The sequence below is a fragment of the Allobosea psychrotolerans genome, assembly GCF_002917105.1.
Classification (GTDB): Bacteria; Pseudomonadota; Alphaproteobacteria; order Rhizobiales; family Beijerinckiaceae; genus Allobosea; species Allobosea psychrotolerans.
This window is the reverse complement of record NZ_PQFZ01000027.1, coordinates 1-12,700: the sequence shown is the minus strand read 5'-3', so window position 1 is coordinate 12,700 and position 12,700 is coordinate 1. Positions and strand designations below refer to the sequence as shown.

Annotated in this window: 12 protein-coding genes; 10 read left to right on the top strand and 2 right to left on the bottom strand. The window is 66.8% G+C overall.

Annotation, left to right across the window (positions count from 1 at the left end; genetic code table 11):
- Positions 1–14: 14 nt before the first annotated feature.
- The 5 genes from CYD53_RS27115 to CYD53_RS27095 all read left to right on the top strand — a co-directional run bounded on the left by CYD53_RS27115 (position 15) and on the right by CYD53_RS27095 (position 5,396).
- Complete coding sequence (locus CYD53_RS27115) at positions 15–557, top strand: MarR family winged helix-turn-helix transcriptional regulator (protein WP_103721209.1); 543 nt, start codon at positions 15–17, stop codon at positions 555–557.
- Between the two features lie 255 nt (positions 558–812).
- Positions 813–2,405: an ABC transporter substrate-binding protein gene (locus CYD53_RS27110; RefSeq protein WP_103721208.1), complete on the top strand. Its 1,593-nt coding sequence runs from the start codon at positions 813–815 to the stop codon at positions 2,403–2,405.
- A gap of 108 nt (positions 2,406–2,513) precedes the next feature.
- A complete protein-coding gene (locus tag CYD53_RS27105; protein ID WP_103721207.1) occupies positions 2,514–3,464 on the top strand; it encodes an isoaspartyl peptidase/L-asparaginase family protein in 951 nt (316 codons plus the stop codon).
- Positions 3,465–3,624: 160 nt separating this feature from the next.
- Positions 3,625–4,668, top strand: coding sequence for a ketopantoate reductase family protein (locus CYD53_RS27100; protein WP_103721206.1), 1,044 nt, complete (start codon positions 3,625–3,627; stop codon positions 4,666–4,668).
- Positions 4,641–5,396, top strand: coding sequence for an SDR family NAD(P)-dependent oxidoreductase (locus CYD53_RS27095; protein WP_103721205.1), 756 nt, complete (start codon positions 4,641–4,643; stop codon positions 5,394–5,396). The genes CYD53_RS27100 and CYD53_RS27095 overlap by 28 nt, the downstream gene beginning before the upstream one ends.
- Before the next feature lie 128 nt (positions 5,397–5,524).
- On the opposite strand, the gene CYD53_RS27090 is transcribed toward CYD53_RS27095, so the two are convergent.
- Positions 5,525–5,992 carry an Lrp/AsnC family transcriptional regulator gene (locus CYD53_RS27090; RefSeq protein WP_092170895.1) on the bottom strand — a complete coding sequence of 156 codons (468 nt, stop codon included), beginning with the start codon at positions 5,990–5,992 and terminating at the stop codon, positions 5,525–5,527.
- Positions 5,993–6,153: 161 nt separating this feature from the next.
- On the opposite strand from CYD53_RS27090, the gene CYD53_RS27085 reads away from it, so the two are divergent.
- From CYD53_RS27085 to CYD53_RS27075, 3 genes are read left to right on the top strand one after another with little or no spacing between them, the layout of a single operon-like run.
- Entirely contained in the window at positions 6,154–7,179 is a 1,026-nt protein-coding gene (locus CYD53_RS27085) for an ABC transporter substrate-binding protein (protein WP_103721204.1), read from the top strand.
- Positions 7,180–7,184: 5 nt separating this feature from the next.
- Positions 7,185–7,937, top strand: a complete 753-nt coding sequence (locus CYD53_RS27080) for an ABC transporter permease (protein WP_103721203.1) — start codon at positions 7,185–7,187, stop codon at positions 7,935–7,937.
- The gene (locus CYD53_RS27075) at positions 7,925–8,689 is read left to right on the top strand and encodes an ABC transporter ATP-binding protein (RefSeq protein ID WP_103721202.1); all 765 of its coding nucleotides are present in this window, start codon (positions 7,925–7,927) and stop codon (positions 8,687–8,689) included. Before CYD53_RS27080 ends, CYD53_RS27075 begins: the two co-directional genes overlap by 13 nt.
- A 4-nt stretch (positions 8,690–8,693) precedes the next feature.
- Here CYD53_RS27075 and CYD53_RS27070 read toward each other — a convergent pair whose 3' ends face one another.
- Complete coding sequence (locus tag CYD53_RS27070) at positions 8,694–9,545, bottom strand: SDR family NAD(P)-dependent oxidoreductase (protein ID WP_181012051.1); 852 nt, start codon at positions 9,543–9,545, stop codon at positions 8,694–8,696.
- A 177-nt stretch (positions 9,546–9,722) separates the two neighbouring features.
- Here CYD53_RS27070 and CYD53_RS27065 point away from each other — a divergent pair, with 177 nt between their 5' ends.
- On the top strand, positions 9,723–11,903 hold the full coding sequence (locus CYD53_RS27065) for a protein-disulfide reductase DsbD family protein (protein WP_210202444.1): 2,181 nt from the start codon (positions 9,723–9,725) through the stop codon (positions 11,901–11,903).
- A 30-nt stretch (positions 11,904–11,933) separates the two neighbouring features.
- Positions 11,934–12,575: a thioredoxin family protein gene (locus CYD53_RS27060; RefSeq protein WP_103721200.1), complete on the top strand. Its 642-nt coding sequence runs from the start codon at positions 11,934–11,936 to the stop codon at positions 12,573–12,575.
- The last annotated feature ends 125 nt before the right edge of the window (positions 12,576–12,700 follow it).

Below are 12,700 nucleotides of genomic sequence, written 5' to 3'. Positions count from 1 at the left end.
TCAGGGAGCTGATCATGCGCCGCGCCCCGACCGCCCTGTCGCGTCTCGACCATGAGCGCGAGGCCGCGCTGCGCGACCTTGATCCGCTCACCATCACCAAGCTCTGGGACAACCCCTGCTGGCTGTCCTTCCGGCTGAACTTCATCGCCTTCCGCTTCAACGATCCCGTCTATCGCTGGATCGAGACGCGCTATGGGCTGGTGCGGCCCGAATTCGTCGTGCTCTACGCCGTCGGCCTGAGGGATGGCGTCGCCGCCAAGAACATCGTGGCCTCCTCCGGCCTGCCCAAGAACACGCTCTCGCGCGCCATCCAGAAGCTTTTGACCCGCCGCCTGCTCAAGCGCGAGACCGATCGCGACGATCTGCGCAGCTTCGTACTGCGCCTGACCAACGCCGGTCGCGCGATCTTCGATGAGACGATGCCGCTGATGGTCCAGCAGCAGACCACCATGCTGGAAGGGCTCAGCGAAGCCGAGCAGCGCCAGCTCTGCGAATTGATGGACAAGCTCGTCATCGCCTCACCGACCTGGCCCAATGATCTCGAGAACCAGACATAGCCCGGAGGCATCCGAACCGTCTTTCCAAAGAACCGGCGCAGCGTGGCACGTCGAGACTGCCTGCCGGGCTCACTAGAAGCGTTTTCGAGCGAAGTGGACACCGGTTCGCGTGAAGAAAACGTGTCAAAACAAAAGGATAGAGCGATTTCCGATCCAGTAGGATCGGAAATCGCTCTAGAGAAGAACCATCGCGTGGAATCAACCGATCATGCCGCCGCTCGAAAATGGCATGACAGATCTCAGAGGATCCCCATCATGACGCTCTCACTTTCCCTTCGCTCGCTCGCGCTTGCGGCCATGCTCGGCATGTCGGTTTCGACCGCAGCCCTCGCCCAGAACCTCACGATCGGCGTGCGCGCCGGCCCGGATTCGATCGATCCGCATTTCACAGCGACCGGTACTCACGCCGAAGCGCTCAAGCATGTCTTCGACACGCTGACCTGGTCCGGCGACAAACTCCAGATCGAGCCGCGCCTCGCCTTGAGCTGGAAGGCGATTGAGCCCTCCGTTTGGGAGTTCAAGCTGCGTCCCGGCGTGAAATTCCACGACGGCTCGGATTTCACCGCCGAGGACGTCAAGTTCTCGATCGAGCGCATCCCGGTCGTCTCGGGCCCCAACCCGACCACGATCTATGTTCGTCGGGTCAAGGAGGTGAAGATCATCGATCCGCTGACGGTGCATATCGTCACCGACGGACCGGCGCCCAATCTGCCCAACGACTTCATCCGCCTGTTCATCGTCTCGGCCAAGGCCGCCGCTGGCCTGACCAAGGACAACGCCAACGAGGCCTTCAACTCCGGCAAGGCGGCGATCGGCACCGGCCCCTACAAATTCGTCTCCTGGACGCCGAAGGACCAGATGGTTCTGGAGCGTTTCGACGGCTATTGGGGGCCGAAGGAGCCATGGGCTCGGGTCATCCGCAAGGAATTGCCCAATGACGCCGCCCGCGTCGCCCAGCTCAAGGCCGGCCAGGTCGATATCATCGTCCGCGCGCCGTCCTCCGACGTCGCGACGCTGAAGCGCGACCCCAAGCTCTCGGTCGCGACCATCGACACGGTCTATGTCTTCAACATGGAGCTCGACATGCGGGACAAGGCTCCGCAGATCAGCGCCAAGGACGGCTCGCCGCTGGCGAAGAACCCGCTGCAGGACGCAAAGGTGCGCGAGGCGATCGACCTCGCCATCGACCGGCCGGCCCTGGTCGAGATCGCGATGGAAGGGCTGGGGGCTCCGGTCAACCAGCTCGTCACCGCCAGCATTGCGGGCTTCAACTCCTCGCTGCCGCCGCTGAAGCCCGATCTCGCCAAGGCCAAGAAGCTGATGGAGGAGGCCGGTTACGCCAATGGCTTCAAGGTGACCTTCTCCTTCACCAGCGACCGCCTGCCGGGCGATCGCCAGGTCGGCACTTCGATCGCGCAGATGCTGGCCCGCATCGGCATCGAGGTGAACGCCAACGCCCAGCCGGGCGCGGTCTTCTTCCCGGCCCGCTCGCGCGGCGAGTTCTCGCTGGCGATGTCCGGCTGGGGCACGCTGACGGGCGAGGCGAACTACACGCTCTCCTCGGTCGTGCACTCCAACGATCCCGCCAAGAAGCTCGGCCCCTTCAATGTGCTCGGCTACAAGAACGCCGAGCTCGACAAGCTGATCGAGGATGCCGGCGTCGAGATGGACGAGGCCAAGCGCAACAAATACCTCGCCGACGCCAACGCCATCGTCGCCAAGGACCGGCCGCGCCTGCCGATCGTCGCTGTCGGTTCGGCCTGGGCGATGCAGAAGGACAAGGTCACGATCGCCCCGCGCGTCGACGAGGACACGCTGGCGATGGACATCAAGCCCGCCAAGAAGTGAGCGGGCAGGCAGTCGGCAATGGGCAGTCGGCAGTCGTTTTCTGCCGCCGACCGCTCGTCCGACTGCCTATTGCCTATTGCCGACTGCCCCGTTCCGAGGTTCCATCACATGACCAACATCGCTCTCGCCATTCATGGCGGCTGCGGCACGCTGCCCAAGGCCGAGATGACCCACGCCGAATGGGCGCAGGCCCGGGCCGATCTCGCAGCCTCCTTGCGCGCGGGCTGGGCGATCCTCGCCAGGGGCGGCACCGCGGTGGATGCCGTCGAAGCGGCCGTGCTTGTGATGGAGGATTCGCCCCATTTCAACGCTGGCCACGGCGCGGCCTTCAATGCCGATGGCGAGCATGAGCTCGACGTTTCGATCATGGATGGCGCGACGCTGGCGGCTGGCGCACTCTGCGGCGTCAAGCGCGTCAAGAACCCGGTCAGCGCCGCGAAGGCCTTGATGCGGCGCGGCGATCCGCTGCTGCTGGCGGGCGCGGCCGGAGACGCCTTCGCCGAGCATGAAGGCCTCGATATGGTCGAGAACGAGCATTTCTCGACCGAGCGCCGCCGCAAGAACCTCTCCTCGATGAAGATCCGGGAACTAGTAGGCACGGCCTCGGAAGCGAGCGAGGCGGAAAAGCACGGCACGGTCGGCGCGGTTGCGCGCGATGTGCAAGGTCATCTCGCCGCGGCGACCTCGACCGGCGGCTACACCAACAAGCCGGTCGGGCGCGTCGGCGATTCCCCCATCATCGGGGCCGGCACCTACGCCCGCGACGGTCGCTGCGCCGTCTCCGGCACCGGCAAGGGCGAGTATTTCATCCGCTATTGCGTCGGCCACGAGATCGCGTCGCTGATCGCCTATAAGGGGCTGAGCCTGAAACAGGCGACCGACACGGTCCTGGCCGAATTGACGGCGCACAGGATCGGCGCCGGCCTCGTCGCCATCGATGCCGATGGCGCCATCGTCGCGCCCTATAATTCCGAAGGCATGTATCGCGGCTGGGTCACGCCCGACGGGCTCGTCCATGTCGCGACCCATGGTGACGTCGAGATGGCAGGGCAGGCATGATGGACGCGCTTCATCCCACCACAGCCCTCATCCTGAGGAGCCGCGCAGCGGCGTCTCGAAGGATGGTTCAGGAGGCTCCGGAGTCATCTGGAGCATCCTTCGAGACGCAGCCTTCGGCTGCTCCTCAGGATGAGGGCTTCAAGGTGGAAAGGCCGGCGCCATGACCACACCCGAACCCATCCTGATCTGGGGCGCAGGCGCGATCGGCGGCACGCTGGGCGCCTATTGGGCCCGCGCCGGCATCCCTGTCCTCCTCGTCGATATCGTGCCTGAGCATGTCGAGGCCTGCCGCATGACGGGCCTTGCGATCACCGGGCCGATCGAGGAGTTCCGCCAGGTCGTCCCGGCGGCGACGCCGGCCGAACTGACCGGTACCTATAAGCGCATCGTGCTGGCGGTGAAGGCCGGCGCGACCGAAGCTGCGGTCGCGGCGCTGAAGCCGCATCTCGCGGCGGACGGATTCGTGCTCTCCGCCCAGAACGGTCTCAACGAGTTGACGATCGCAAGCCAGGTCGGCGAGGCGCGCACCATGGGCTGCTTCGTCAATTTCGGCGCGGACTGGCACGGGCCGGGCGAGATCTTGTACGGCAATCGCGGCGCGGTCGTCGTCGGCGAACTCGACGGGGCGATGACGCCGCGCCTGCACGAGATGCATGCGTTGCTGAAGCTCTTCGACCAGGACTCGGTCGTGACCGACAACATCTGGGGTTCGCTCTGGGGCAAGCTCGCCTATGGCGCGATGTTGTTCGGCACGGCGCTGACGGATGAGTCGATGTCGGCGAATTTCGCCGATCCCGAGCGGCTGCCGGTCTGGCTCGCGCTCGGTCGCGAGGTCGGCGCGGTCGCCGCTGCGCGCGGCGTACGCTCGCTCGGCTTCGGCGCGTTCGATCCGATGGTCTTTGCCCCCGGCCGGCCTGAAGGCCCGCAGATCGAGACGATTGCCTGGCTCGCCGACTACACCTCCCGGACGGCAAAAACCCATTCCGGCATCTGGCGCGATCTGGCTGTGCGCAAGCGCAAGACCGAGGTCGATCCGCAGATCGGCATCATCGCGACGCTGGGCCGCGAGGCGGGTGTCGCCACCCCGGCGCTGGTTACGCTGGTTTCGCTCATCCATGAGATCGAGGACGGCAAGCGCCCGCTCTCCTTCGCCACGCTGAAAGTCCTGCTCGACCAATGCAAATCCGCTTCGACAATCGCGTAGCCCTCGTCACTGGCGCAGCTCAGGGCATCGGCCGGGCCATCGCCACGGCGCTGGCCGAGTCCGGCGCGACCGTACACCTTGCCGATATCGACGCCGCCGGCGTGGCCGAGACGGCCAAGGCGATCGGCGCGACGGCGCATGCGGTCGATCTCGGTACACCCGAGGCTGCGAGCGCGCTCATCACCGAGATCGTCGCGAAAAGCGGCAAGCTCGATCTCATGGTCCATGCTGCCGGCGGCGTGCGCGGGCAGGTCGGCCGGCCGATCGAGGCGATTTCCGAGGCGGATTGGCGCGTGATCTTCGCCGCCAATGTCGACGCTGCCTTCTTTCTCGCCCAGGCAGCCGCCCCGGTGATGCGGCAATCCGGCTATGGCCGCATCGTCACGATCTCGTCGGGAGCGGGCCTGCGGCCGAGCCTCACCGGCATCCAGGCCTATGCCAGCGCCAAGCACGCGCTGGTTGGTTTGACCAAGCAGCTCGCCTGGGAGCTCGGCCCCCATGGCGTCACGGTGAACTCCGTCGCGCCGGGCTTCGTGCGCTCCAATCCCGCGACCGAGCGGCAATGGGAGAGCTATGGCCCGGAGGGGCAGAAGCGCCTGGTCGAGGGCATCCATACCCGCCGCCTCGGCACGCCGGCCGACATCGCGGCGGCGACGCTGTTCTTCCTGAGCGAACAGGCCGGCTGGATCACCGGCCAGGTGCTGTCCGTGGATGGCGGGCGGTCGTAGGGGCGTCCGGCACGCCGGGGCCTCTTCGGCCGGCATTCCTGGGCAATCTCATGCAGGACGAGGCGTAGTAGCTCGACGCGCGCGAGAGAGGCTCGGGACAAGCCCGAGCATGACGCCGCCGCGCGGTCTCAAGCCTTAGGCAGGTCCGGCACGCGATAGGCCGTGGTCGACTTGATCCGCTCCATCGCGAAGCGCGAGGTCACGTTCTTGAGCGGGATCGTCTCGATCAGCTTCTTGTAGAAGCCGTCATAGGCCGCCATGTCGGCGACGACGACGCGCAGCATGTAGTCGACATCGCCGGCCATGCGGTAGAACTCCATCACCTCCGGCATTGACGCGACCATCTGCGCGAACTTCTCCAGCCACGGCCCGGAATGGTCGGCGGTCTCGATCTGGACGAAGACGGTGAGGCCGAGTCCGATCTTCTCCGGCGCGACCAGCGCGACGCGTTTCACGATGACGCCGGACTGCTCCAGCCGCTGGATTCGCTTCCAGCACGGCGTCTGCGACAGCCCGACGCGGTCGGCGAGTTCGGCGATCGAGATATTGGCGTCGCCCTGCAGGACGGTGAGGATTTTCCGGTCTATCGCATCCATTCTCGTATTCCGTCCGTGATCAGAAGATTATCTCTGTTGAATGCCGCAAAAGGAGAATGATTATCTTTTTAAGGCTTTCATCTTGTTTTCAGATAGAAAATCCTTTTCTCCATCTGTCAATGGGTGCGCCTTCCGCACCGTCTTCACGAAGGATTTGATCGATGGATCGCCGCCAGTTCCTGCTCGCCGGCTCGGCGCTTCTCGCTGCGTCGCCGCTATCCGGCGCGCGCGCCCAGGGCGCTGTCACCGCGCGCATCGGCTATATCCCGGTCATCGGCACGGCTCCGATCTTCGTCGCCAATGGCGAGGGTTGGCTCAAGGAAGCCGGTCTCGCTGCGAGCTTCACGGTGTTCGAATCCGGCCCGAACATGATCCAGGCCTTCGCCTCCGGCACGATCGATTTCTACGTCGCCGGCATCGCGCCACTGGCGGTGGCGCGCTCGCGCGGCGTCGATGTCCGCGTCGTGGCTGCGACCGCAGTCGCAGAGAACGTCTTCGTCGCCGCGCCGTCCCTGACCAAATTCTTCACGCCGGGTACCACGGCCTCGGCCGCCTTCAAGGCCTACAAGGCCGCGACCGGCAAACCGGCGCGGCTCGCCACCCAGCCGGCGGGCTCCGTGCCCAACACCACGCTGCAATACTGGCTCTGGGAGGTCGCCAAGGCCGACAAGGCCGATGTCGAGATCGTGCCGATGGGCATCGACGCGACCCAGCAGGCGGTGCTGGCGGCGGCCGTCGAGGGTGCGATCGTGCGTGAGCCGGCGCTGACCATCATCCAGACCCGCAACCCCGGCATCAAGCTGATCGCGGGCGGGCAGGAGCTCTTCCCCGGCCAGCCCGGCACGGTGGTGGCGGGGTCGGGCGCCTTCGTCACGAAAAACCCGGAGGTCGTGCAGAAGCTGGTCAACAGCCTCGTGCGCGCGGCCGATCTCATCGCCAAGAACCCCGACAAGGCCGCGCCTCATGTCGGGACCGCGCTCGGAAAGGGCATCGTTGATCCCGAATTGATCCGCAAGGCGCTGACCTCGCCGGCGAGCACCTTCGAGATCGATCCGCGCAAGATCATCGAGCCGTCCCGCGTCATGCAGGCCTATCAGGTCAAGCTCGGTTCGCTCGACAAGGAATTGCCGTTCGACGGCCTGTTCGAGACGCAATATTACGAGCGCGCGATCAAGGCGGGCGGTTGACACTCTTGCAATCCCTTCGGGCTCCGGCCCTAGCCTTTGTGGGCCTCGTCGCCTTCCTGCTGCTGTGGGAGGCGATCCCTTTCTTCGGCCTCGTGAACCCGGCCTTCCTGCCGGGCCCGAGCGCCTTGCCGAAGGCGTTTTGGCGTGAGGTCACCTCGGGCGCCTGGCTTGCCGCGATCCTCGGTTCGCTCGGCCACTACTTCACCGGCCTGATCACCGGCTCGGTGCTCGGCGCGGCGCTTGGCGTGCTCGTCGGCATGTCGCGCATCGCTGAAGAAGCCACGGCCTGGGTGGTGCGCCTGCTCAGGCCGATTCCCGGTCTCGCCTGGGTGCCCTTTGCCATCATCTGGTTTGGCGTGAACCCGTCGGCCGCGGTGTTCATCATCGCGATCGGCGTGTTCTGGATCGTCTTCTTCGCCGCCCAGGGCGCGATCCGCGGCGTCGATCGCGATCTGATCGAGGTCGCCGACGCCTTCGGCTTCCGCACGAGCTGGCAGCGCCTGAGCAAGATCCTGCTGCCGGCGGCCATGCCCGGCATCCTGATCGGCGTGCGCACGGCGCTGGGCCAGGCCTGGATGGCGGTCGTCGCGGCCGAGATTTTTGGCGTCGCCGGCGTCGGCCAGCGCATGATGCAGGCCTCCAGCCTGCTCGCGACCGATATCGTGGTGATCTACATGCTGACCATGGCGGGGCTCTACGGCTTCCTCGACACCCTCTTCGTCGCCTTCCAGACATGGGTGCTGCGATGGAAAGCGTGATCGACATCAAGGCGCTCTCGCTGACCTTCACCCGCAACGGCGAGGCGACGGAGGTGCTGCACAAGCTCGATCTCTCGGTCGCGCGTGGCGAGTTCCTGGCGATCGTCGGCCCGTCCGGCGTCGGCAAGTCGACGCTGCTGCGCGTCATCGCAGGCCTCGCCAAGCCCAGCGGCGGCGAGGTCGTGATCAATGCTGCAGATAGCGCCCGCCGGCCGGTCGCGCTCGTCTTCCAGGATTCGCGCCTGCTGCCCTGGCGCAAGGTCGCCTCGAATGTCGGCTTCGGGTTGGAGGGGCAGGTCTCGCGTCACGAGCGTCAGGCGAAGGCGCAGGAGATGCTCGATCTCGTGGGCCTGAGTTCGTTGGCGAAGCGCTGGCCGCACCAGCTCTCCGGCGGCCAGCGCCAGCGCGTCTCGCTGGCGCGCGCGCTCGCCGTCGAGCCCGAGATCCTGCTGATGGATGAGCCGTTCTCGGCGCTCGACGCCTTGACCCGCGAAAGCCTGCAGGACGAGCTGATCCGCGTCTGGCAGCGCACCGGCAAGACCGTGCTCTTCGTCACGCACGACATCGATGAGGCGGCCTATCTCGCCGACCGCGTCGTCATCCTCTCCGGCGCGCCCGGCCAGATCATCGCCGAGCACAGGATCGATGCGCCCCGGCCCCGCAAGCGCGGCGAGGCGGCCGAAGCCGAGATCGTGCGCGCGGTGCGACTGGGTCTGGGCGCCGATACGGTGACGGACGGCGCGGCGATCTGAGGTCTCACTCTCCCTCGACATGCGCCTTGAACGCCTCGGCGAAGCCGGGGTGCCAGCGCGAGAGCGGCGGGCGGTTCTCGATGATGTCGCCGATCGCCCAGGCCATGCGCTTCTCGTCCAGCGCGCGCGGTGTCTCGTTGTCGGGGCAAAGGATGTAGAAGTCGCCTGCGCCCAGTCGCTCCAGCATGAAGTCGACCGTCTGCTCCGGCGTCCAGGCTCCGGCCGGTTGCTCGGGGCGTCCCTTGGCTGTGAGCGGCGTGTAGACAAAGCCGGGGATCAGGAGATGGGCGCTGACCTTGCAGCCTGCCGTCCCGCGCAATTCATGCTGCAAGGCTTCGGTGAAGGCCTTCACGCCGGCTTTCGAGACGTTGTAGGCGGGGTCGCCGGGTGGAGTGGTGATGCCCTGCTTCGAGCCGGTGTTGATGATCAGGCCGGGGGTGCCGCCGGCGATCATGTCGGGCGCGAAGATCTGCGTGCCGTTGATGATGCCGCCGAGATTGACGGCGAGAATCCGCTCCCAGGTTTCGATCGGCCCAAACATCGCGCTGCCCGGCTGGATGCCGGCATTGTTCATCAGCACATGGACGGCGCCGAAGCGGGCCGTCACCTGCTCGTGCAGGGCTTGCACCGCTTCGCGCCGCGCCACATCGGTGGGCACGGCGAGCACGTTCTCCGCGCCGACGAGCGTCGCCAGCACCTGCCCGGCGGCCTTGAGCCCTTCCGCGTCGTGGTCGGCGATGGCGACCTTCATGCCCAGCCCCGCGAAGGCGCGGGCTGCGGCGAAGCCGATGCCCGAGGCCGCCCCCGTGACCACGGCGACATGCGAGGGGGCGATGGCGGCAGGCAATGTGGCCATGGTCAGCTTTCAAGGTTCCGGAATGTCGGGCGCGCAGCTAAAGCAGCACACGCGGCGACATCATGGCGCGGTGCGCTGTTTCCGTCCTTACCCGACAATGACGCCTCGTCCCGGCATCACCGGCTTGTCATTGGCTCTGTGTGGCAAAGTCGGGCATCTGGAGGGGAATTGAACGGGATGACGACCTGGCCCATGGCTCAGAGCTTTCGACAAGGCCTCTTGCGTAACGCCGTGCTGGCGTTCGCGCTGATCGCGCCGGCCATCGCCATCGCGGCGGAATCGGCTGCCGTCAGCTCGCCGCGCGTCACGGCGACGCTGCTGTCGAGCCGCGATGCCGTCCAGCCGGGCGAACGCTTCCAGGTCGCCCTCGTCCAGAAGATCGCCAGGGGCTGGCATACCTATTGGCAGAACCCCGGCGATTCCGGTGAGGCGACGCGCATCGACTGGACGCTGCCCGCCGGCATGACGGCGGGCGAGATCCGCTGGCCCGCGCCCAAGGCGCTCCCGGTCGAGCCGCTGGTCAATTTCGGTTTCGAGGGCACGCTGCTGCTGCCGGTCGAGATCGCCGTGCCCGAGAGCGCCAGGCCCGGCGAGCGGGTGACGCTGAAGGCCAATGCGACCTGGCTCGTCTGCGAGAAGATCTGCATTCCCGAGGAGGGCGCCTTCACGCTCGACCTGCCGGTCGAGGCCACGGCGATCGTCGATGAGAATGCCCAGTCGCGCATCGATGCGACGCTGGCCGCCTTGCCGCAGCCGGCCGGCTTCAAGGCGAAGCTGACGAGCAATGGCGACAGGCTCGCGCTCTCGCTGCCCGGCCTGGGCGCGGAGGCGCGCGATATCCGCTTCTTCCCGCTCTCCGACACGCTGATCGAGCATGCCGCGCCCCAGTCCGCCACGCCCGCTGCCAATGGCACGACCTTGCAGCTTGCCCGCTCCAGCGCGTTCAAGCTCGAGAGCGCGGAGCTCTCCGGCGTCGTCACCTTCAGGGAGGGCGGCCTGCCGCGCGCACTGGCGGTCACAGTCGAGGTCGAGCCCGCCTTGCTGACCGCCGCGACGGGGGCAAGCGCTGCGCCGCGCCCGGCCGTGGTGCGGCTGCCGGTGCCGGTCGAGGGCGCCGACCTGACGCTGTGGGCGGCGCTCGCCTTCGCCTTCGCAGGCGGTTTGATCCTCAACCTGATGCCCTGCGTGCTGCCTGTGCTGTTCATCAAGGCGCTCGGCTTCGCGCAACTGGCGCGGGCGCATCGCGACGAGGTCCGCGAGCAGGGCGTGCTGTTCCTCAGCGGCGTGGTCGTGACTTTCATGATCCTGGCCGGCATCGTCATCGGCTTCGCGGCGCTGGGCTCCGGCATCGGCTGGGGGTTCCAATTGCAGTCGCCGCCCCTGGTCATCGCGCTTGCCGTCATCATGACGCTGATCGGCTTCAACCTGCTGGGCGCCTTCGAGGTCGGAACTTCAGCTGGAGGCATAGGCCAGGACCTCGCCGGCCGAGGCGGGCGCCTGGGCGCTTTCATGACCGGCGCGCTCGCCGTCGTGGTCGCGACGCCCTGCACCGCCCCCTTCATGGGCGCGGCTGTGGGCTATGCGGTGACGCAGCCGCCTGCCATGGGCCTCGCTGTCTTCCTGGCATTGGCGCTCGGCTTCGCTCTGCCCGTCCTGGCGCTCTCCTTCGCGCCCGGCCTGCTGCGTCTGCTGCCCAGGCCCGGCCGCTGGATGGTGATCCTGAAGCAGGCTTTCGCCTTCCCGATGTTCGCGACCGCGATCTGGCTGGTCTGGGTCGCCTCGGTGCAGGCCGGTCCCGGCGGCGTCCTGGCCGCGCTGGTCGCGGTGCTGGCTGCGGGCTTCATCGTCTGGCTCGTCGGCGTCACGCGCGGCGCGGGCGGCGTGCGCCTGGCCGCCACGGGTCTTGCCGCGCTGGTCGCGCTTGGCGCCGGCTGGTTCGTGCTGCAGAGCGCCGTGCCCAGCGCCACCAGCGAGGCGCGTGCTGGCGGCATCCAGGCCTGGACGCCCGAGCGCGTCGCTGCGCTGCAAGCCGAAGGCAAGCCGGTCTTCGTCAATTTCACCGCAGCCTGGTGCATCACCTGCCTGGCGAATGAGCGCGTCGCGCTCTCGCGGCAGGAGGTCAAGGACGCCTTCGCCGAATTGAAGGTCGCCTCCCTCAAGGCCGACTGGACCAACCGCAATTCTGCGATCGCCCAGGCCTTGGCCGAGCAGGGCCGCGCCGGCGTGCCGCTCTATCTGTTCTATCCCGGCAAGAAGGATGCGCAGCCCGAGATCCTGCCGCAATTGCTGACGCCCGACATGGTGGTGACCGCCGCCCGCCGTGCCGCCGGCAAGGAGATGAAGACTGCCTCCCGCTGAGAGTTTCCCCCCTGAAGACGGAGACACCCGATGAAAGCCAGCCTGTCCCGACAGAGTTTCATCGCCGGCCTCGCGCTCGCCGGCCTCTCGCTGAGTGCAGGCTCCGTCCTGGCGCAGGGGGGCGCGAAGATCGGTCAGCCTGCGCCTGCCTTCCAGGCCGTCGATGCCGACGGCAAGACGCGCAATCTCTCGGAATTCGCCGGCAAGACCGTGATCCTGGAATGGACCAATCACGACTGCCCCTATGTCCGGAAGCACTACAACAGCGCCACCATGCAGACGCTGCAGAAGGATATGGTCAGGGAGGGCATCGTCTGGCTCTCGGTCGTGTCCTCGCCAGTCGGCGAGCAGGGTTATGTTGATGGCGCTGCGGCCAAGGAACTGACCACGAAGCGCGATGCTGCGCCGGCCGCGGTGCTGCTCGACCCCAACAGCAAGGTGGCGCGCGCCTATGGAGCGACGACGACGCCGCATATGTACATTGTCGATCCCAAGGGCACGCTCGCCTATATGGGCGCGATCGACGACAAGCCCTCATCGAACCCGGCAAGCCTCAACGGCGCCAAGAGCTATGTCCGGCAGGCCGTGGCCGAGCTGAAGGCCGGCAAGCCGATCAGCGAGGCGGCCACCAAATCCTATGGCTGCGCGGTGAAATACGCGCCGCTGAGCTGAGGGAATCTCGACGCAGAGCCTCTCTCGGAATGTCCAGCGGATAGGTTGGTTACAAATTAGCCTGGGTAGATGGGTGACAGTTTCTGGCCTCGGTGGTCGATGAGGCCGATGGGCTGTTTGTAGAA